Below are 19,692 nucleotides of genomic sequence, written 5' to 3' on the forward strand. Positions count from 1 at the left end.
GGGGCGGCGCCCCGGCTCAGGTGAGGCGTACGGGGTTCACCACGTCCGCGATGAGGACGAGGATGGTGAAGCAGACGAAGATCCCCGCCACCACATAGGCGACCGGCATCAGCTTGGCCACGTCGAACGGGCCCGGGTCGGGGCGCCGGAAGACCTTGGCGAAGGCGCGCCGCACCGACTCCCACAGGGCTCCCGCGATGTGTCCGCCGTCCAGCGGCAGCAGCGGCAGCATGTTGAAGAGGAACAGCGAGAGGTTGAAGCCGGCGACCAGGAAGAGCATGGTCGCGATCTGCTGCGACGGCGGGATGTCGAGGTTGAACACCTCGCCGCCGACGCGGGCGGCGCCCACGACGCCCATGGGCGAGTCGGCCTTGCGCTCGCCGCCGTCGAAGGCGGCGTTCCACAGGTCCGGGATCTTGCCGGGCAGCGCGATCAGGGACTCCACGCCGGACTGGACCATGTCGCCCATCCGGTCGACGGACTGGCCGAACGACTGCTGGACGACGCCGGTGGCGGGCGTGAAGCCGAGGAAGCCCGCGGTGACGTACTGGCCCTTGAGGGGGGCGCCCTTGCTGTCGTACTTCTGGACCTGGTTGGAGATGAGGTCCGCGCTGAGGGTCTTGTGCTGACCGTCCCGCACGACGGTGATCGTGGCCGGGCCGGTGGTCTTGCGGATCTCCTTCTGCAGGGTCGTCCAGTCGGTGGCCTTGTGGCCGTTGAACGCGACGATCCGGTCCTTGGGCTGCAGGCCCGCGGCCTTGGCCGGGGAGTCCTTGGCGCCCGTGGGGCACTTGTCGGTGGCGGCGCTGGCGGAGACGACGCACTCGGAGACGGCGGAGACGGTCGTGGTCTGGGTGTTGACGCCGAACGACATCATCACGCCGAGGAAGATCACCACCGCGAGGACCAGGTTCATGAACGGTCCCGCGAACATCACGATCACGCGCTTCCAGGGCTTGCGCGTGTAGAACATCCGCGTCTCGTCGCCCGGCTGCAGCTCCTCGAAGGCCGCCGAGCGGGCGTCCTCGACCATGCCGCGCCACGGGGAGGTGGAACGGGCGCTGATGCGGCCGTCCTCGCCGGGCGGGAACATGCCGATCATGCGGATGTAGCCGCCGAGCGGGATGGCCTTGATGCCGTACTCCGTCTCGCCCTTGCGGCGGGAGAAGATCGTCGGCCCGAAGCCGACCATGTACTGCGGCACCCGGATGCCGAACATCTTGGCGGTGGAGAGGTGGCCCAGCTCGTGCCAGGCGATGGAGAAGAGCAGGCCCACCACGAAGACGACTATCCCCAGGACGGTCATCAGTGTCGTCATGCGCGGGCCTCCGAGGTCGCTTTCGCCGTACGGGCGCCCGTACGGGCCGCCAGTTCGCGGGCCCGGGCGCGCGCCCAGGTCTCCGCCTGCAGGACGTCCGAGACGGTCAGGCGGGTTCCCGCGGCGGGGGTGCCGTGTTCCGCGACCACCTCGGCGACGGTGTCCACGATCCCATTGAACGGCAGCTGCCCGCTCAGGAACGCATCGACGCACTCCTCGTTGGCGGCGTTGAAGACGGCAGGCGCGGTGCCGCCGAGACCGCCGACATGCCGGGCGAGGCCGACCGAGGGGAACGCCTCCTCGTCGAGGGGGAAGAACTCCCAGGTGGAGGCCTGGGACCAGTCGAAGGCGGGGGCCGCGTCGGGCACCCGCTCGGGCCAGCCGAGGCCGATGGCGATGGGGCCGCGCATGTCGGGCGGGGTGGCCTGGGCGAGCGTGGAGCCGTCGGTGAACTCCACCATGGAGTGGACGTAGGACTGCGGGTGGACGACGACCTCGATGCGCTCGAAGGGGATGTCGTACAGCAGGTGGGCCTCGATGACCTCGAGGCCCTTGTTGACCAGGGTGGCCGAGTTGATCGTGATCACCGGGCCCATGGACCAGGTGGGGTGCGCCAGGGCGTCCTTCGGGGTGACGGAGGCCAGCTCGGCCTTGGTGCGGCCGCGGAAGGGGCCGCCGGAGGCGGTGACGACCAGCTTGCGGACCTCGGCGCGGGTGCCGCCCAGCAGGGCCTGGAAGAGGGCCGCGTGCTCGGAGTCGACGGGAATGATCTGCCCCGGCTTGGCGACGGCCTTGACCAGCGGGCCGCCGACGATCAGGGACTCCTTGTTGGCCAGGGCCAGCGTGCGGCCCGCCTCCAGGGCGGCGAGGGTGGGCGCCAGGCCGATGGAGCCCGTGATGCCGTTGAGGACGGTGTGGCACTCGCTGCGCGCCACCTCGGTGGCCGCGTCGGGCCCCGCCAGGATCTCGGGCAGCGGCTCGCTCCCGTACCGCGCGGCGAGCGCCTCGCGCAGCGCCGGCACCTTGTCGGCCTGGGCCACGGCGACCGTGCGCACCCGCAGCTGCCGGGCCTGCTCGGCGAGGAGGTCCACCCGGCCGCCGGCGGCGGACAGGGCGGTCACCGTGAAGCGGCCGGGGTTGCGCAGCACGAGGTCGATGGCCTGGGTGCCGATCGAACCGGTCGAGCCGAGGATCACGATCTCGCGCGGTCCGTCGCCCGCCGGAACGGCGGCGGAGTAGCGCAGGTGCGGGTCAGCGAGGGAGTCCGTCATCCCCCCATTGTGGCCGCACCGCCGGGCCGGCCCGACAGGGGCGTCCCGGTGATGCGGCCATCGGGTGATCCGATCAGCGGATCGGGCGGTGGACGTTCTCGGCCTTGGAGGGCCCGGGGGTGGCGTCCGCGATCCAGGGGCCGTCGCCGCTGGGGTCGATGATGCCGGCCTCCAGCCACTCGTAGGAGCCGGACATCACGCCCGAGACGACCTTGCGGTCGAGCTCGTCGGTGTTGGTCCACAGCCGCCGGAAGAGCTCTTCCACACGGATGCGGGACTGGCGGCAGAAGGCGTCGGCGAGCTGGTACGCCTCGGTACCGTGGTCGCCCCGGCTGCGCAGGTGCTCGGCCCGTACGCAGGCGGCGCTCATGGCGAACAGTTCGGCGCCGATGTCGACGACGCGGCCCAGGAAGCCCTGCTTGGTCTCCATGCGGCCCTGCCAGCGCGACATGGCGTAGAAGGTGGAGCGGGCGAGCTTGCGCGAGGAGCGCTCGACGTAGCGCAGGTGGCCGGAGAGGTCGCGGTGGCCGGCCGGGTGGAACTCGGAGTAGGTGCGCGGCAGCGCTCCGGGCCCGGTGACGAGCTTGGGCAGCCAGCGGGCGTAGAAGCCGCCCGCGCGGGCGCCGGCCCTGGCCTTGTCCCCGAGGGACTTGTCGGGGTCGATGAGGTCGCCGGCGACGGAGAGGTGGGCGTCGACGGCCTCGCGGGCGATGAGCAGGTGCATGATCTCGGTGGAGCCCTCGAAGATGCGGTTGATGCGCGAGTCGCGCAGCATCTGCTCGGCGGGGACGGCCCGCTCGCCGCGGGCGGCCAGTGAGGCTGCGCTCTCGTAGCCGCGGCCGCCGCGGATCTGGACCAGTTCGTCGGTCATCAGCCAGGCCATCTCGCTGGCGTAGAGCTTGGCGAGCGCGGCCTCGATGCGGATGTCGTTGCGGTCCTCGTCCGCCATCTGGCTGGACAGGTCGAGGATGGCCTCCAGGGCGAAGGTGGTGGCGGCGATGAAGGAGATCTTCGCGCCGACCGCCTCGTGCTTGGCGATGGGCTTGCCCCACTGCTCGCGCGCGGTGGACCACTCACGGGCGATCTTCAGGGCCCATTTGCCGCCGGAGACGCACATGGCGGGAATGGACAGCCGGCCCGTGTTCAGCGTCGTCAGGGCGATCTTCAGGCCGGAGCCCTCGGGGCCGATGCGGTTGGCGGCGGGGACGCGGACCTGGTGGAAGCGGGTGACGCCGTTCTCGATGCCGCGCAGGCCCATGAAGGCGTTGCGGTTCTCCACCGTGACGCCCTCGGCCGCCGCCTCGACGACGAAGGCGGTGATGCCGCCCTTGTGCCCCTCGCTCCTGGGCACCCGGGCCATGACGACGAGCAGGTCGGCGACGACGCCGTTGGTCGTCCACAGCTTCACGCCGTCGAGGATGTAGTCGTCGCCGTCGGGCACGGCGGCCGTCGCCAGCCGGGCCGGGTCGGAGCCGACGTCGGGCTCGGTGAGCAGGAAGGCGGTGATGTCGGTGCGCGCGCAGCGCGGCAGGAAGGCGTCCTTCTGCTCCTGGGTGCCGAAGAGCTTCAGCGGCTGCGGCACCCCGATGGACTGGTGGGCGGAGAGCAGGGCGCCCACGACGGGGCTGGCGGAGCCCACCAGGGACAGGGCCTTGTTGTAGTAGACCTGGGTCAGGCCCAGGCCGCCGTACTTGATGTCGATCTTCATGCCGAAGGCGCCGAGCTCCTTGAGCCCGGTGACCGTCTCGTCCGGGATCTTCGCTTCGCGCTCGATGCGGGCGCCGTCGATCCGCGTCTCGCAGAAGTCGCGCAGCTTGGAGAGGAACTCCTCGCCGCGCCTGACGTCCTCCGGGGCGGGGGTCGGATGCGGGTGCAGCAGGTCGAGCCGGAACCGGCCGAGGAAGAGCTCCTTGGCGAAGCTGGGCTTCTGCCATCCCTGCTCCCGGGCCGCTTCGGCGACCTGGCGCGCCTCGCGCTCGGAGACCGGTCGTACGGATGGTGCGGTCATCTGGCACCTCACCGCTTCAGTCGGGGCGGTTGTCCCGGTCGACTACCGACCGGTGCTACTCGTCCGTATGTACCTACCCGATCCGTACGGCGTCTACCAGCCCCCGGGCAAGGTTCCGGCCCGGGCGCGTGGGGCGTGTGCGGCGGCGCGCTTCAGCGGGCCGCGCCGGGGGTGACCAGGCCGCTCTCGTAGGCGACCACCACCGCCTGGGCGCGGCTGCACAGGCCCAGTTTGGCCATGGCGCGGTTGAGGTGGGTCTTGACCGTGGCCTCGCTGATGACGAGCTCGGAGGCGATCTCGACGTTGGACAGCCCGCGTCCGGTCAGCCGCAGCACCTCCGTCTCCCGGCCGGTGAGCCCCTCGAGCGCGGGCGGCTCGGGCTCGGGGTCGGGCTCGCGCCGGGCGAAGGCCTCGACCAGGCGGCGGGTGACGGTCGGCGCGAAGAGCGTGTCGCCGCCCGCCACGGCCGTCACGGCGGCGAGCAGGCGCTGCGGGCCCGCGTCCTTCAGCAGAAAGCCCGAGGCTCCCGCGCGCAGCGCCGCGTACACGTACTCGTCGAGGTCGAAGGTGGTCAGGACCAGCACCCGGGGCGCGGGGTCCGCGGCGGCCTCCAGGATGCGTTCGGTGGCCGTGATGCCGCTGAGGCCGGGCATCCGGATGTCCATGAGGATCACGTCGGGCCGGTGCTCGGCGGCCAGCGCGATGGCCTCCTCGCCGTCGGCCGCCTCGCCGACGACCGCCATGCCGGGGGCGGCGCGCAGCAGGGCGGCGACTCCGGCGCGGATGAGGACTTGGTCGTCCACGACGAGGACGCGGATGTCCGCGGCCTCACTCCGTTCGGCCTTCCCGGTCATCCCCGGCCGTCCCTCTCCCCTGCACCGGCGACTGGAGGGGAAGGGTGAGCCGGACCTCGAACCCGCCCTCGTCGCGCGGGCCGGCGGCCAGGGATCCCCCGTAGATCCTTGCGCGCTCGCGCATGCCGATCAACCCGTGGCCGCCCGACGGCGACGGGATGGCCGGAAGTGCCCCCCGGCCGTCGTCGGTGACCCGTACGGACAGCTCGTGCGGCCGGAATTCGACGCGGACGGTGGCGCGGGCGGGGCGGGCGTGCTTGATGACGTTGGTCAGCGCCTCCTGGACGACGCGGTACGCGCACAGGTCCGGGCCCTGCGGCAGCGGCCGCCGCTCCCCCACGACCTCCAGCTCCACCGCCACGCCCGCGCCCCGGACGCGTTCGGCGGTCTCCTCGAGCCGGTCCAGGCCGGGCGCGGGCTGGTACGGGCCGTCGCCGGGGTTCTCGCCGACGCCCTCGGGCCCCACGCGCAGCACGGCCAGGAGCCTGCGCAGCTCCTCCAGCGCCTCCCCGCTGGAGGCCGAGATCGTGCCGAGGGCGTCGCGGGCGGTCGTGGCGTCGCTGGTGAAGACGTAGTGGGCCAGGCCCGCCTGCACGGAGATGACGGACATGTGGTGGGCGACCACGTCGTGCAGTTCCCGGGCGATGCGGACCCGCTCCTCGGCGACCGCGTGGCGGGCGTTCTCCTCGCGCTCGCGGCGCAGCTGGCCGGTCAGCTCCGACAGGGTGACGTTACGGTCCGCCAGCCGGCGGGCGTTGTCGCCGAACTTCCAGATGATGAAGGGGATGACCAGGGCCTGGGCCACGGCCGTCGCCATCTCGCCGCTGCGCGAGAGCAGCGCCCCCAGGATCCAGACCGCCGCGAGCGTCGCCCCGCAGACCGCGGCGTGGGCCGTGCGGCAGGTGGCGGCCACCGTGTACAGGGCCAGCATCAGGGCGCCGCTGTTGACGACGGGCCAGAACCCCGCGGCGATGTACCAGAGCCACAGTGCCGTGGCAGCCGCGAAGACGGTGCGGGGGGCCCGGCGGCGCGCGACGAGGACGAGATTGGCGGCGCAGATCAGCGCGTAGCCCAGGGTGTCGGGCCGGTCCCAGTACCAGCCCTCGGGCGGGCGCTCGTGCGCCAGCAGCAGCGCCACGATCGTGAAGCCCACCGCCAGCGGCACGTCCAGCGCCGCGCGCGGCCACCCCGCGATCCTGCGTTCCAGTGCCCCCACCGTCCACATCGCCGCAGCGTAACCGCGTACCGGTAGGCGAAAAGCAGTGCGCTCCGGCACGCGATGCCGGAGCGCACTGCTGTGCAGCTGTTTGACGCTGTTACAGGTTCAAACCCGTCAGGACGAGAACACGCTCGTAGGTGTAGTCGTCCATCGCGTAGCGCACGCCCTCGCGGCCCACGCCGGACTGCTTGGCGCCGCCGTAGGGCATCTGGTCCGCGCGGTAGGACGGGACGTCGCCGATGATCACGCCACCGGTCTCCAGAGCGCGGTGCGCGCGGAAGGCGGTCTGCAGGTCGTGCGTGAACACGCCCGCCTGCAGGCCGTACGGGGAGTCGTTGACCGCCGCGAACGCCGCGTCCTCGCCCTCGGCCTTGGTGATCGTCAGGACCGGGCCGAAGACCTCCTCGCAGGCGATCGTCACGCCGGCCGGGACGTCCGCCAGGACGGTCGGGGCGTACGTGGCGCCGTCGCGCTTGCCGCCCGCGAGCAGCGTCGCACCGGCCTGGACGGCCTCGTCGACCCAGGACTCCACGCGCTTGGCGGCGTCCTCGCTGACCAGCGGGCCGACGTCGGTGGCGGCGTCGGACGGGTCGCCCGTCACCTGCGCCTCGACGGCCGCGACGACCTTCGGCACCAGCCGCTCGTACAGCGAGGCGTCGGCGATGACGCGCTGCACGGAGATGCAGGACTGGCCGCCCTGGTAGTTGGAGAAGGTGGCGATGCGCTGCGCCGCCCAGTCCAGGTCCTCCTCGGAGGACCAGTCGGCCAGGACGACGGCCGCGCCGTTGCCGCCGAGCTCCAGGGTGACGTGCTTGCGCGGCGCGGAGTCGAGGATCGACCAGCCGACCGGGCCGGAGCCGGTGAAGGAGATGACCGGCAGCCGCTCGTCCTGCACCAGGGCGGGCATCCGGTCGTTGGGCACGGGCAGGACGCTCCAGGAGCCCGCCGGCAGGTCCGTCTCGGCGAGGATCTCACCGAGGACCAGGGAGGAGATCGGGGTCGCCGGGGCCGGCTTGAGGATGATCGGGGCGCCGACGGCGATGGCCGGGGCGACCTTGTGCGCGCTCAGGTTGAGCGGGAAGTTGAAGGGCGCGATGCCGAGCACGGTGCCGCGCGGGAAGCGGCGCGTCAGCGCGAGGCGGCCGGTGCCGCCGGCGTCGGTGTCCAGGCGCTGGGCGTCGCCGGCGTTGAAGCGGCGCGCCTCCTCGGCGGCCCAGCGGAAGACGGAGACGGCACGGCCGACCTCGCCGCGCGCCCACTTGATGGGCTTGCCGTTCTCGGCGGAGATCAGCTGGGCGATCTCCTCGGTGCGCTCGGTGAGCCGCTTGACGACGTGGTCGAGAGCGGCGGCCCGGACGTGGGCGGGGGTCGCGGCGAACTCGTCCCGCACGGCGTGCGCGGCGGCCACGGCCTCCTCGACCTGCGCCTCGGTGGGCACGCTCACGGTGCCGACGAGACGACCGTCCCAGGAGTTCGTGACGTCGAAGGTCTCCTCGCCGGTGGCCTCGCGGCCGGCCAGCCAGAACGCGTGGGGAGCAGTCACAATCGGCCCTTCCCAGGTGGGGGTGTGGATATTGGCTCCCCCACGGTAGGTGGGGGGCGGTCCGGGGTCGCTTGTCCGCCGTGGAGCAGGGGGCGGGCCGGGTGCTCCGCTATGGCGTGGAGAAGGCCTTTTCCCCACCCCGCCCCTTCCCGTAACCGGGGCTCCGCCCCGGACCCCGGTCCTCAAACTCCCCCAGCTACCGCTGGGAGGTGCCCCCCAGACGGGCTGAGTATTCAGCCCGTCCGGCGTTTGAGGACAAGAGACGGTGAGAGGGCGGGGCAGGGGCATATCCCCCCGGGGCGCGCCCCCCTATACCGGCGGCCCAGACGTCGCCTTCAGGGCCAGCCACAGCTCCATGCGCGCGTCCGGGTCGTCCAGGGACCGCCCCAGGATCTCCTCCACCCGCCGCATCCGATAGCGCAGCGTATGGCGGTGCACCCCCAGATCGGCCGCCGCCGCGTCCCACTGCCCGTGCCGCGACAGCCACGCCCGCAGCGAGGCGACCAGGTCGCCCCGGCCGGTCGCGTCGTGCTCGTACAGGGCGCGCAGCGTGCCGTCGGCGAAGGCGCGTACGGCGTCGTCGGCCAGCAGGGGGAGGACGGAACCGGCGGCCACCTCCTCGTGCTCGACGAGGACGCGGCCCCGGCGGCGGGCCACGGACAGGGCCTGTTCGGCCTGGCGGAAGGCGGCGGCCGCACCCGTGGGGCCGGCCGGAGCGGACAGACCGAGGGCGACCCCCGTGCCCTCGGTCGGGCCGGCGCCGCGTTCGCCGCCGCGGGACGCGGCGCTGCGGCGGGCCTCGGCCGCGCGGGCGTACGCGACGCAGGCGCCCACGGCCGCGCCGCCGTCGGGGGCCAGGACGAGGATGCGGTCCTCCTCCGGAACCGCCAGGACCGGTTCGGCCACGCGGCTCGCGGCGGTCTCCACCGCGTCCGCCAGCGCGCCCAGCGGGTCCTCGGCCGTCTCCTGCGCCCGTTCCTCCTCCGCACCACCGGACGGCACGGCTTCGGCCACCAGCATGCGGAACGGCGCGTCCAGCAGCCCTCCGTACAGCTCCCCCGCCACCGCCCGGGCATGGTCCGGCTCGCCGGCCAGCAGCATGCGCAGCACCGCCGCGCCCAGGCGCTGCTCGGCGTCCTGCAGAGCGCGCGAGCGCTCGGTGGTGAGGGTGAGCAGGGCGATCGCGGAGTGCACGGCGTAGCGCTCGGCGGTGCCCAGCGGCTCGTCCGTGCCGACGGCCAGGACGCCCCGGGTGCGGCGGCCGGAGCCCAGAGACTGGAGCTCGACGCGGTCGCCGCCCTCCTCGGCGTCGTCCGAGCCGACGACCACGCTGGCGGGCGCGGGCCGCTCCCGCAGCCTCTCGACGTCGGCGCCCAGCCGGGCCGCCCGCCGCGCCGCCCAGTCGGGCGCGGCGGCGACGACGGCGCCCGAGGCGTCGTACAGCGCGGCCCAGCCGCCCAGGTGCGCGGCCAGCCGGGTGATCAGGGCGGCCGGTCCCTCGGGGGCGAGGGCGGCCCGGGTCAGCTCGCGCTGGGCCTCGAAGCCCGCGGTCACGGCGCGGTACTGGTCGGCGGCGATAGCCGCGGAGACGGCCTTGGTGATGGCGAGGAAGGGGGTACGGCGCGGCACCTCGAGCAGGGGCAGGCCCTCCTCCCGCGCCGCGTCGACGAGGGCGTCGGGCACCTGCTCGTAGTTGACGCCGACGGCAAAGCCGAGCCCGACCACGCCCGCCCGCACCAACCGCCGCACATAGCGGCGCATCGTCTCGCGGTCCTCGGCGTCGATCTTCATGGCCGTGATGAGCAGCAGCTCGCCGCCGTCCATCCACGGCACGGGATCGGCCAGCTCGCTGACGTGCGCCCAGCGGACGGGGGTGTCCAGCCGGTCCGCGCCCGCGAGCACGGTGAGCTTGAGCGCCGAGTGCTGGACGAGCGAGGCGAGCGTGGGCGGCATGGATGGCGGACCTTCGACGGGAGGGGATTTTGCACCGTCCCGTATGAACGGCTCCCCTCAATTCTGCCAGGGCGGCAGGGTCGCGGGGCCCACTTGGCGTAGGCCGCCGCGTCATGTCTCAGTCGCGCAGATCCACCAGCAGCGGGGGCACGTGCTCGCCGTGGACCGTCGTCAGGGACAGCACGGCGTGTCCGGCGGGCACCTGGTGCGCCAGCTCGGACGCCGACCACCGCTCGCGCTCCACTTTGCGCACCGTCACCGCGTCCCGGGTGACGGCCTGGCCGGTGACGAGCTTGCGCAGTGCGTGGACGGCGCGGGTGAGCGGCTGATCGGCGAAGACGGCGTGCTGGGCGACCTCCCGCGTCTCCACCCATTCGGTGCCCCAGGCCTCCGCGAACCGCCGGCCGTCCCAGGTGGTGACGCCGGCGAAGGCCATGTGGCAGCCGACGGCGCTGAGCAGCGCGATGTGCAGGTTCTCGGCGACGTCGTCGACGGTGCGCAGGCCGAGCACCACGCCGGCGCCCGCGGACCGCAGGCGCTGGATGCCGCGGACCGTCTCGGCGGTGAGGGTGCTGGTGGCGTCGTCGAGGACCAGGCAGGTGAACAGGGAGCGGTCCGCCCGGGCCGTGGCCATCGCCGTGAACTGGGCGAGGATCAGCCGGGCGAGCAGCCGGGACGCCTCCCCGTGCCCGCGTTCGGGCAGGTCGATGCGGACCCGCAGCGGGTGGTGCTGCACCGAGCGCAGCGAGAAGGGCCGGGCGTCGGCGCCGATGGCGAAGAAGTCGGCGAAGGCCGGCCGGTCGAGGAGCGCGATGCGGTCGGCGAGGGCCGGGCAGGGGTCGGAGGCCGAGCCGCCCTGTCGCAGGCGGGCCTCCAGCTCGCGGCGCATCGCCTCGTGGCCGCCCTCGTCGAGCTTCTGGCGCAGCGCCGCGAGGACGGCGGGCGTGCCGCTGAGGAGTTCGTAGAGCTCGGGCACGGCCGGGAAGCGGCCGTGGGCGGCGTGGTACGGGCCGAGCAGCTGGGCCAGGGCCGTGGCGGCGCGGCGCGTGTCGACGGTGGCGAGGTCGCCGACGAGGCCCTCCGCGAGGAAGGCGGCGGCCTCGTCGGGGTCGGTGGTCCCGCCGTACAGGTCGAGGTCGTGGACGGACGTGCCGTCGCCGGGCTTGATCACGACGTCGTACGCCTCGTCGGGGCCGAGCGGTGTCCCGGCGGCGCACACGGCGACGACGCTGCCCTGCCCGGCGAGCGCCTGGAGGGCGAGGGTCTCGACGACGGGCCGGACCAGGCGGCGGGTCTTGCCGGCGCCGGGGGGCCCGACGGCCAGCAGCGAGGTGCCGAGGACGGCGGGGTCCAGGGCGACGCCGCAGCCGCGGCGCGCGTGGGGGGTGCGGTCGTGGTGGGTGCCGCGGCCGATGCGCACCTGTGCGGTGAGCAGGTCGTGGGTGGCCGTGCGGGCCGGCAGGTCGCGGTCGCCGGAGGGGTGCGCCCAGGCCGCGGCGCCGTGGCGCAGGACGGTGTCCCGGAAGGCGGCCAGCCGGGCGGGATCGGTCCCGGCCGAGGCCCAGGCGCGGCGGACGCGGACGCAGTCGACGTCGTTCATCCGGCCTGCGGCCAGGTCGGCGGCGAGGCGGTCGGCGGCCTCGCTCTGCCCGGCCGCCCTGAGCTCGGGCCAGTCGGCCGGGGAGAGGGCGGGGGCGGCGTCGGCGGAGGTGCGGGCGGGCGGGTGGGGGCTGTGGGCGCGGCGCCGGCGGACGATCGCCGTCCAGTCGCCCAGCCGGGCGAAGGGCCACAGGAGGGCGAGGGCGATCAGGGCGTAGAGGACGTAGACGACCAGCGCCGCCATGTAGGGGTCACCGCCGCCCTGCAGCCATGTCTCGGGGGTGAGGACGAGGACGGGTTCGACGACGGGGAGCGTGCCCTTCCAGGCGAGCAGCTGGACGATGCCCGCGAGCAGTGCCGCGGCGGCGGCGCGGGAGGGCTGGGCGCGGCCGCTGACGAAGCGGCTGAGCAGTTCCGGCCAGTTGCCCAGCCGTCCGAAGCCGTAGATCAGCAGTGCGGCGAGCACGGCGCGGTAGACGATCGTGGCCTCGACCGCGTCCATCGTCGCGGGGCCGCCCATCGCCCCGGCGTGCCACCACTCGGTGGGGGTGACCAGCTTCATGGGCACGCGCCAGTACGGGATGTAGCCGTTCCACAGCAGGGTCCACAGCAGCATCCCGGACAGCAGCGAGATCACGGCGCCGGACAGCAGCGCACGGTCCGGGACCCGGTCCGGGTCCGGCTCGGGCGGCGGGACGTGGCCGTGCCGGAAGACGCCCGGCGGGGCCGGCCGCCGGGGGGCGTCGAGCCATTCCGCGACGGGCGGGCGGGGCGCGGGGGCGTACGCGGGCAGGGGCGGGGCCTTCGGCGGCGGGGGCGGCGGTCCGGCCGGGCGGGGCACGGCGTGGGGCACCGGGTGGGCGCGGGTGCCGCGCGCGTCGTACGAGCCGTCGGTGTCCATCGCCCCTTGTACCCCCCTGGCCTGCCAGGCCCTTTCCGAGCGTGCCGGAGCTCAATCTAGTGCCCGGCACCGACAGTTCCAGCGTTTCCGGCCGTGCGGGGGGCCCGGGGGCGTCATGTCCGCCGCGGACAACGACACGTCCGGACCACTACCGAACGGCGCATGCCGGACCCCACCCCCCGCACCTAGCCTGCGGGGAAAGACCCCGGATGCGTCCGAAACACCCCCAGGAGCCCACATGAGCGCGATTCCGCAGGAGCGCCGCGTCGTCACCGCCATCCCCGGCCCGAAGTCGCAGGAGCTGCAGGCCCGCCGTACCGCCACGGTCGCCGGCGGTGTGGGCTCCGTGCTGCCCGTCTTCACCACGCGCGCGGGCGGCGGCATCATCGAGGACGTCGACGGCAACGCTCTGATCGACTTCGGCTCGGGCATCGCGGTGACCTCGGTCGGCGCCAGCGCCGAGGCGGTCGTGCGCCGCGCGTCCGCGCAGCTGGCCGACTTCACCCACACCTGTTTCATGGTGACGCCGTACGAGGGCTACGTGGAGGTCTGTGAGCAGCTCGCCGAGCTGACCCCGGGCGACCACGCCAAGAAGTCCGCGCTGTTCAACTCGGGCGCCGAGGCCGTCGAGAACGCCGTCAAGATCGCCCGCGCGTACACCAAGCGCCAGGCGGTCGTCGTCTTCGACCACGGCTACCACGGCCGCACCAACCTGACGATGGCGCTGACCGCCAAGAACATGCCGTACAAGCACGGCTTCGGCCCGTTCGCGCCCGAGGTCTACCGCGTGCCGGTGGCCTACGGCTACCGCTGGCCGACCGGTGCCGAGAACTGCGGCCCCGAGGCCGCGGCCCAGGCCATCGACCAGATCACCAAGCAGGTCGGCGCCGACAACGTCGCCGCGATCATCATCGAGCCGGTGCTCGGCGAGGGCGGCTTCATCGAGCCGGCCAAGGGCTTCCTCCCGGCGATCGTGAAGTTCGCCAACGACAACGGCATCGTCTTCGTCGCGGACGAGATCCAGTCCGGCTTCTGCCGCACCGGCCAGTGGTTCGCCTGCGAGGACGAGGGCATCGTCCCGGACCTGATCACCACCGCCAAGGGCATCGCCGGCGGTCTGCCGCTGGCCGCCGTCACCGGTCGCGCGGAGATCATGGACTCGGCGCACGCGGGTGGCCTCGGCGGCACCTACGGCGGCAACCCGGTGGCCTGCGCCGGTGCGCTGGGCGCCATCGAGACCATGCGCGAGCTGGACCTCAACGCCAAGGCCAAGCGCATCGAGGAGGTCATGAAGGGCCGCCTCTCCGCGATGCAGGAGAAGTTCGAGATCATCGGCGACATCCGCGGCCGCGGCGGCATGATCGCGATCGAGCTGGTGAAGGACCCGGCGACGAAGGAGCCGAACGCGGAGGCCGCCGGCGCGCTCGCCAAGGCCTGCCACGCCGAGGGCCTGGTCGTGCTGACCTGCGGCACCTACGGCAACGTGCTGCGCTTCCTGCCGCCGCTGGTCATCGGCGAGGACCTGCTGAACGAGGGTCTCGACATCATCGAGGCCGCCTTCGGCCGCCTGTAGTCCCCCGGCGTCCGCGATCCGCCCCGCCTGTGGTTCCCCCGCTCGTCACCGAGTGAAGAACCTGTGCGGGGCGGGTGGCGGACAGGTGATCCGACTATCGGAGCCCGCTTACCTGCCGTACGGTTTCTGCAGATGAATGAAACACCCCGTCCGCAGGGGACTGCGGACGACGCCGTGCCGGTACTTCCCCAGTGCCGACCCGGCCGTGCCTTCGCGCACACCCCTGGAGCCCTTGGCTCCGGACATCCTCACCGATCGGACGGCCGCCCGCCCCAGACCCCCCGGGGCGCGCGGCACACCGGCCGGCGCGGCGGCCCCGGAACTACCCCCCCTGTTCCGGGGCCGCCGACTGTCCTCCTCCCGGCGCTGTGCGCCGTTCTCCTCGCCCTGATCACCTGGCAGGTCGCCGCCTACGGGCCGCTGCGCGTGCTCGACGAACGCCTGGGGCACGCGGCCACGGACTCCGACGCCGTGCCGTCCGGCCTCGCCGAACTCCTCGCCGATCTGGGCAACACCGTCGTGGCGCTGCCGGTGCTGATCGCGGCGATCGCCTGGAGCATCCTGCGCCACCGGCGGTGGAAGCCGGCACTCGGCGCCGCCCTGGCGATGGCTGCGGTGCCGGCGCTCGTCGTTCCTCTGAAGATGTGGATCGCGCGGCCGGGGCCGCCCGTCATGGCTCCGGGAGCACATGACGGGTTCTTTCCCTCGGGGCACGCGGCGACGGCGGCGGTGGCGTACGGAGCCGCAGGGCTGCTGCTGTGCCGGTCCCGGTGGCTGACGGTCGCGTACGTGCTGCTCAACGCCGGTGTCGGCCTGGGGCTGGTGGCCCGTGGGTACCACTGGCCGTTGGATGTGGTCGGGGCGTGGTGCCTCGCCGGGGTGGTGCTGTCGGGTTTCCGCCGGTGGTCAGGTTGTGCCCACCCTCCCCCAGCTACCGCTGGGGGTGCCCCCAGCCCTGCGGAACGATTGCCCACAACCGGGCCATCAGCTGTCGAACCCTAGGCCTACCTTGTCCAGCGTCTTGAGCCAAAGGTTTCGGCGGCCGCCGTTTTCGTCGGCTCGGGTCATGGCCCACTGGGTGATGCCGATGCCCACCGAGCGCACCGGTTCCGGCGGGAACGGCAGTGGCTTGCTGCGGACCATCTCCAGATCCGTGCGCTCGGTGCGCTCCCCGGCGAGCAGGTCGAGCATGACCTCCGCGCCGAACCGGGTCGCGCCGACGCCGAGCCCGGTGAAGCCCATGGCGTAGGCGACCCGGCCGCCGTGGGCGGTGCCGAAGAAGGCGGAGAAGCGCGAGCAGGTGTCGATGGCGCCGCCCCAGGTGTGCGAGAAGCGCACGCCCTCGAGCTGGGGGAAGCAGCGGAAGAAGTGCTCGGCGAGGCGCTGGTACGTGGCCGGGTGGTGGTCGTACTCGGCGCGGACCCCGCCGCCGTAGCGGTAGACGATGTCGTAGCCGCCCCACAGGATGCGGTGGTCGGCGGTCAGCCGGAAGTAGTGGAAGTGGTTGGCGCTGTCGCTCAGGCCCTGCCGTCGCTTCCAGCCGACGGAGGCGAGCTGCTCGGCGCTGAGGGGCTCGGTCATCAGCGCGTAGTCGTAGACCGGGGCGATGTACGGGCGCAGGCGCTTGACCAGTGAGGGGAAGGCGTTGGTGCCGAGCGCGGCGTGGCGGGCGAAGACACGGCCGTAGGGGGTGCGGACGGCCACGCCGGAGCTGCGCGAGGAGAGTTCGGTGCCGGGGGTGTTCTCGTATATCCGTACGCCGAGGTCGAGGCAGGCGCGCTTGAGGCCCCAGGCGAGCTTGGCGGGGTGCAGCATGGCCACGCCGCGGCGGTTCCACAGGCCGGCGAGGAAGGTCGGCGAGTCCACCTCGGCGCGCAGGGCTTCGCGGTCGAGGAACTCATGGCCGCCGACGCCGAGGGAGGCCGCCTCCTCGGCGGCCTCCCTGAGCTCGTTGACCTGGTGGGGTGCGGTGGCGACGTCGATCTCGCCGGTGCGCTCGAAGTCGCAGTCGATGCCGTGGCGGGCGAGGGCGGCCTCGATGCCGTCGAGATTGCGGTGGCCGAGCTCCTCCAGGGTGGTGAGCTCGGCGGGCCAGCGGGCGTGGCCGTTGGCCCAGCCGTGGGTGAGGGAGGCGGCGCAGAAGCCGCCGTTGCGGCCGGAGGCGGCCCAGCCGGCCTCCTGCGCCTCGATCAGGACGACGTCGCGGCCGGGGTCGCGCTCCTTGGCGCCCAGGGCGGTCCACAGGCCGGCGTACCCGCCGCCGACGACGAGCAGGTCGCAGTACTCGTCGCCGACGAGCGCGGGCAGCGCCTCGGGCCGGGCGGGGTCGTCGAGCCAGTAGGGACGGGGGGTGGCGTCGGAAAGTGCTTCGGCAGGGTTCATGGCACTGGACGCCATGGTTCTCAGCTCCTTTTTCGGCGTCTCCCGGCCAGCTGACCGACGAGCACGCACAGCACGGCGATGGCGAACATCGCCGTTCCGATGACATTGATTTGAACGGGTGTGCCCCGTTGTGCGGATCCCCAGACGTACATGGGGAAGGTGACGGTCGAGCCGGAGTTGAAGTTCGTGATGATGAAGTCGTCGAAGGACAGCGCGAAGGAGAGCAGGGCGCCCGCGGTGATGCCGGGGGCGGCGATGGGCAGGGTCACCTTCAGGAAGGTCTGCAGCGGGGTGGCGTAGAGGTCCTGGGCGGCCTGTTCGAGGCGGGGGTCCATGCTCATCACGCGCGCCTTGACCGCCGTGACCACGAAGCTCAGACAGAACGTGATGTGGGCGATGAGGACGGTCCAGAAGCCGAAGGTGACGCCCATGTTGAGGAAGAGGGTGGCCAGCGAGGCGGCCATGACGACCTCGGGCATGGCCATCGGCAGGAAGATGAGGTTGCTGACGGAGGAGCGGGCCCTGAAGCGGTAGCGGGCGAGCGCGAAGGCGATCATCGTGCCCAGGACGGTGGCGCCGACGGTGGCCCAGAACGCGATCCGCAGGCTCAGCGACAGCGAGCCGCACAGGTCGGCGACGCCGCAGGGGTCGGTCCAGGCGTCCGTGGAGAAGCGCTGCCACTCGTAGTTGAAGCGGCCGTTGGGCTTGTTGAAGGAGAAGACCGTCACGATGACGTTGGGCAGCAGCAGATAGGCCAGGGTGCCCAGTCCGGCGATCACCACGAGGTTGCGGCGCAGGCCGCGCACGGCACGGGAGTAGAGGGCCATCAGACCAGGTCCTCCGTCCCGGACTTGCGGATGTAGAGCGTGACCATGGCGAGGATGGCGGCCATGAGGATGAAGGACAGGGCGGCGGCGGTCGGGTAGTCCAGGACGCGCAGGAACTGCGACTGGATGACGTTGCCGATCATCTTCTGGTCGGTGGAGCCGAGCAGTTCGGCGTTGATGTAGTCGCCCGTGGCGGGGATGAAGGTCAGCAGCGTGCCGGCGACGACGCCCGGCATGGACAGCGGCAGGGTCACCTTGCGGAAGGTGGTCACGGGCCGGGCGTAGAGGTCGCCGGCGGCTTCGTGGAGGCGGCCGTCGATGCGTTCGAGCGAGGTGTACAGCGGAAGGATCATGAAGGGCAGGAAGTTGTAGGTCAGGCCGCAGACGACGGCGAGCGGGGTGGCGAGCACACGGTGCCCCTCGGTGACGCCGAGCGCGTCGGTGAGGGCGAGCACGTGCAGGGAGTCGAGCGCGGAGACGACGGGCCCGCCGTCGGAGAGGATCGTCTTCCAGGCGAGGGTGCGGATGAGGAAGCTGGTGAAGAACGGCGCGATGACGAGGACCATCAGGAGGTTGCGCCAGCGGCCCGCCCTGAAGGCGATGAGGTACGCGAGCGGGTAGCCGAGGACCAGGCAGAGCGCGGTGGCGGTGGCGGCGTAGCCGACCGAGCGCAGGAACTGCGGGTAGTACTCGGTCAGGGCGTCCCAGTAGGTGGCGACGTGCCAGGTGACCTTGAAGCCTTCTTCGAGCGAGCCGGTCTGTACGGACGTCGACGCCTGGTAGACGAGGGGCGCGGCGAAGAAGACGAGCAGCCAGAGGATGCCGGGGAGCAGGAGCCAGTAGGGCACGCGCCTCTTGCGGCGGGCGGCCTCCGGGGTGGCGGCGGGGGTGACGTGGGGCTGTTCCGCGAGGGTAGGCGTCGTCATCACGTACCTTCTCCCGCCTCGGCGCGGTCGACGTCGGTGCCCGCCTCGATGTTCTGGGCGGCGTCCAGGCCGAAGCTGTGGCCCGGGTTCCAGTGCAGGACGACGTCGGCGCCCGGCACCAGCCGGGAGTCGCGCTCGATGTTCTGCGCGTACACGGACAGGCCGGCACCCACCGGGCTGTCGACGAGGTACTGGGTGGAGACGCCGATGAAGCTGGACTGGGCGATGCGGCCGGTGACGCGGTTGCGGCCGTCGGCGATGGTGCCGGCGTCGTCGGCGTGCGTGAGGGTGATCTTCTCGGGCCGTATTCCGACCAGGAGCTTCTCGCCCGTGCGGGCGGTGGCTGTACATCGTGTCGCCGGAAGGGTGAGTTTGGTATCGCAGGCGCGCAGAAGGATGTCGTCGCCCGAGGTGCCCAGGACGTCGGCGGTGATGAGGTTGGAGGTGCCGAGGAAGTTGGCGACGAAGGTGGTGCGGGGCGTCTCGTAGAGGTCGGCGGGCGCTCCGAGCTGCTCGACCCGGCCGCCGTTCATCACCGCGACCGTGTCCGCCATGGTCATGGCCTCTTCCTGGTCGTGGGTGACGTGGATGAAGGTGATGCCGACCTCGGTCTGGATGCGCTTGAGCTCGAGCTGCATCTGGCGGCGCAGCTTGAGGTCGAGGGCGCCCAGCGGCTCGTCCAGGAGCAGTACCTGCGGGTGGTTGATGAGCGCGCGGGCGACGGCGACGCGCTGCTGCTGTCCGCCGGAGAGCTGCTGCGGCTTGCGGCGCGCGAGGTCGCCGAGCTGGACGAGGTCGAGCATCTCGTCGACCTGCTTCTTGACGGACTTGATACCGCGGCGGCGCAGGCCGAAGGCGACGTTCTCGTAGATGTCCAGGTGCGGGAAGAGCGCGTAGTTCTGGAAGACGGTGTTGACGGGCCGCTTGTACGGGGCGAGACCGGTGACGTCCTTGCCCGCGAGCTCCACGGTGCCGGTGGTGGGGTCCTCCAGCCCGGCGATCATGCGCAGGGTGGTGGTCTTGCCGCAGCCGGAGGCGCCGAGCAGGGCGAAGAAGGAGCCCGCAGGGACCGACAGGTCGAGCGGGTGCACGGCGGTGAAGCTGCCGTAGGTCTTGCTGATCCCGGTCAGGCGGACGTCGGTGCCGCTGGTGCCGGTCGTGGCGGTTGCCGTCATGGGTCTCAAGTCCAGGGGGTCGTGGGGACGGAAGAGCACGTAACACTGACATACAGCCCCGCGGGGCAGGCCACGGGCCGGGGCGCCGCCGTCCGCGGTGCTGGGGTACCGGAAGATTGTCGCCGGAAAGCATGCGGCCGACG

14 protein-coding genes are annotated in these 19,692 nt (G+C 72.6%); 2 read left to right on the forward strand and 12 right to left on the reverse strand.

Going from position 1 to position 19,692, the window contains the following annotated elements:
• Nucleotides 1–16 precede the first annotated feature (16 nt).
• The 8 genes from ACIGXW_RS33060 to ACIGXW_RS33095 all read right to left on the reverse strand — a co-directional run bounded on the left by ACIGXW_RS33060 (nucleotide 17) and on the right by ACIGXW_RS33095 (nucleotide 12,666).
• Nucleotides 17–1,318 (reverse strand): M50 family metallopeptidase, encoded by a 1,302-nt coding sequence (locus tag ACIGXW_RS33060; protein WP_399576606.1) that lies wholly within the window; start codon nucleotides 1,316–1,318, stop codon nucleotides 17–19.
• Nucleotides 1,315–2,589 (reverse strand): 1-deoxy-D-xylulose-5-phosphate reductoisomerase, encoded by a 1,275-nt coding sequence (dxr, locus tag ACIGXW_RS33065; RefSeq protein WP_360916508.1) that lies wholly within the window; start codon nucleotides 2,587–2,589, stop codon nucleotides 1,315–1,317. Before dxr ends, ACIGXW_RS33060 begins: the two co-directional genes overlap by 4 nt.
• Nucleotides 2,590–2,662: 73 nt before the next feature.
• Nucleotides 2,663–4,597 carry an acyl-CoA dehydrogenase family protein gene (locus ACIGXW_RS33070; RefSeq protein ID WP_399576607.1) on the reverse strand — a complete coding sequence of 645 codons (1,935 nt, stop codon included), beginning with the start codon at nucleotides 4,595–4,597 and terminating at the stop codon, nucleotides 2,663–2,665.
• Nucleotides 4,598–4,749: 152 nt separating this feature from the next.
• Nucleotides 4,750–5,451 carry a response regulator gene (locus ACIGXW_RS33075; RefSeq protein ID WP_399576608.1) on the reverse strand — a complete coding sequence of 234 codons (702 nt, stop codon included), beginning with the start codon at nucleotides 5,449–5,451 and terminating at the stop codon, nucleotides 4,750–4,752.
• A complete protein-coding gene (locus tag ACIGXW_RS33080; protein ID WP_399576609.1) occupies nucleotides 5,426–6,676 on the reverse strand; it encodes a histidine kinase in 1,251 nt (416 codons plus the stop codon). Before ACIGXW_RS33080 ends, ACIGXW_RS33075 begins: the two co-directional genes overlap by 26 nt.
• Before the next feature lie 91 nt (nucleotides 6,677–6,767).
• A complete protein-coding gene (locus ACIGXW_RS33085; RefSeq protein WP_071963439.1) occupies nucleotides 6,768–8,213 on the reverse strand; it encodes an aldehyde dehydrogenase family protein in 1,446 nt (481 codons plus the stop codon).
• Nucleotides 8,214–8,522: 309 nt separating this feature from the next.
• Complete coding sequence (locus ACIGXW_RS33090; protein WP_399576610.1) at nucleotides 8,523–10,166, reverse strand: PucR family transcriptional regulator; 1,644 nt, start codon at nucleotides 10,164–10,166, stop codon at nucleotides 8,523–8,525.
• Nucleotides 10,167–10,284: 118 nt separating this feature from the next.
• Complete coding sequence (locus ACIGXW_RS33095; RefSeq protein ID WP_071963442.1) at nucleotides 10,285–12,666, reverse strand: ATP/GTP-binding protein; 2,382 nt, start codon at nucleotides 12,664–12,666, stop codon at nucleotides 10,285–10,287.
• A 238-nt stretch (nucleotides 12,667–12,904) separates the two neighbouring features.
• On the opposite strand from ACIGXW_RS33095, the gene gabT reads away from it, so the two are divergent.
• Both gabT and ACIGXW_RS33105 read left to right on the forward strand, forming a co-directional pair.
• Complete coding sequence (gabT, locus tag ACIGXW_RS33100) at nucleotides 12,905–14,239, forward strand: 4-aminobutyrate--2-oxoglutarate transaminase (RefSeq protein ID WP_071963435.1); 1,335 nt, start codon at nucleotides 12,905–12,907, stop codon at nucleotides 14,237–14,239.
• A gap of 426 nt (nucleotides 14,240–14,665) precedes the next feature.
• A complete protein-coding gene (locus tag ACIGXW_RS33105; RefSeq protein WP_399576611.1) occupies nucleotides 14,666–15,241 on the forward strand; it encodes a phosphatase PAP2 family protein in 576 nt (191 codons plus the stop codon).
• Here ACIGXW_RS33105 and ACIGXW_RS33110 read toward each other — a convergent pair.
• The 4 genes from ACIGXW_RS33110 to ACIGXW_RS33125 are packed head-to-tail and all read right to left on the reverse strand — an operon-like array spanning nucleotide 15,224 to nucleotide 19,549.
• Nucleotides 15,224–16,636, reverse strand: a complete 1,413-nt coding sequence (locus tag ACIGXW_RS33110; RefSeq protein ID WP_399576612.1) for an NAD(P)/FAD-dependent oxidoreductase — start codon at nucleotides 16,634–16,636, stop codon at nucleotides 15,224–15,226. The two genes, ACIGXW_RS33105 and ACIGXW_RS33110, sit on opposite strands and share 18 nt — an antisense overlap.
• A 5-nt stretch (nucleotides 16,637–16,641) precedes the next feature.
• Nucleotides 16,642–17,448: an ABC transporter permease gene (locus tag ACIGXW_RS33115; protein WP_360915558.1), complete on the reverse strand. Its 807-nt coding sequence runs from the start codon at nucleotides 17,446–17,448 to the stop codon at nucleotides 16,642–16,644.
• Nucleotides 17,448–18,374, reverse strand: coding sequence for an ABC transporter permease (locus ACIGXW_RS33120; protein WP_071963444.1), 927 nt, complete (start codon nucleotides 18,372–18,374; stop codon nucleotides 17,448–17,450). Before ACIGXW_RS33120 ends, ACIGXW_RS33115 begins: the two co-directional genes overlap by 1 nt.
• Nucleotides 18,374–19,549, reverse strand: a complete 1,176-nt coding sequence (locus tag ACIGXW_RS33125; RefSeq protein ID WP_071963431.1) for an ABC transporter ATP-binding protein — start codon at nucleotides 19,547–19,549, stop codon at nucleotides 18,374–18,376. The genes ACIGXW_RS33120 and ACIGXW_RS33125 overlap by 1 nt, the downstream gene beginning before the upstream one ends.
• Nucleotides 19,550–19,692 lie beyond the last annotated feature (143 nt).

It is taken from the genome of Streptomyces sp. NPDC053079 (assembly GCF_044546695.1).
Lineage (GTDB): Bacteria > Actinomycetota > Actinomycetes > Streptomycetales > Streptomycetaceae > Streptomyces.

Bases quoted from the DNA above. Each gene is read 5' to 3' on its own strand.
- ACIGXW_RS33060 (WP_399576606.1), bottom strand. From the start codon at position 1,318: ATGACGACACTGATGACCGTCCTGGGGATAGTCGTCTTCGTGGTGGGC.
- dxr (WP_360916508.1), bottom strand. From the start codon at position 2,589: ATGACGGACTCCCTCGCTGACCCGCACCTGCGCTACTCCGCCGCCGTT.
- ACIGXW_RS33070 (WP_399576607.1), bottom strand. From the start codon at position 4,597: ATGACCGCACCATCCGTACGACCGGTCTCCGAGCGCGAGGCGCGCCAG.
- ACIGXW_RS33075 (WP_399576608.1), bottom strand. From the start codon at position 5,451: ATGACCGGGAAGGCCGAACGGAGTGAGGCCGCGGACATCCGCGTCCTC.
- ACIGXW_RS33080 (WP_399576609.1), bottom strand. From the start codon at position 6,676: ATGTGGACGGTGGGGGCACTGGAACGCAGGATCGCGGGGTGGCCGCGC.
- ACIGXW_RS33090 (WP_399576610.1), bottom strand. From the start codon at position 10,166: ATGCCGCCCACGCTCGCCTCGCTCGTCCAGCACTCGGCGCTCAAGCTC.
- ACIGXW_RS33095 (WP_071963442.1), bottom strand. From the start codon at position 12,666: ATGGACACCGACGGCTCGTACGACGCGCGCGGCACCCGCGCCCACCCG.
- gabT (WP_071963435.1), top strand. From the start codon at position 12,905: ATGAGCGCGATTCCGCAGGAGCGCCGCGTCGTCACCGCCATCCCCGGC.
- ACIGXW_RS33110 (WP_399576612.1), bottom strand. From the start codon at position 16,636: ATGGCGTCCAGTGCCATGAACCCTGCCGAAGCACTTTCCGACGCCACC.
- ACIGXW_RS33115 (WP_360915558.1), bottom strand. From the start codon at position 17,448: ATGGCCCTCTACTCCCGTGCCGTGCGCGGCCTGCGCCGCAACCTCGTG.
- ACIGXW_RS33120 (WP_071963444.1), bottom strand. From the start codon at position 18,374: ATGACGACGCCTACCCTCGCGGAACAGCCCCACGTCACCCCCGCCGCC.
- ACIGXW_RS33125 (WP_071963431.1), bottom strand. From the start codon at position 19,549: ATGACGGCAACCGCCACGACCGGCACCAGCGGCACCGACGTCCGCCTG.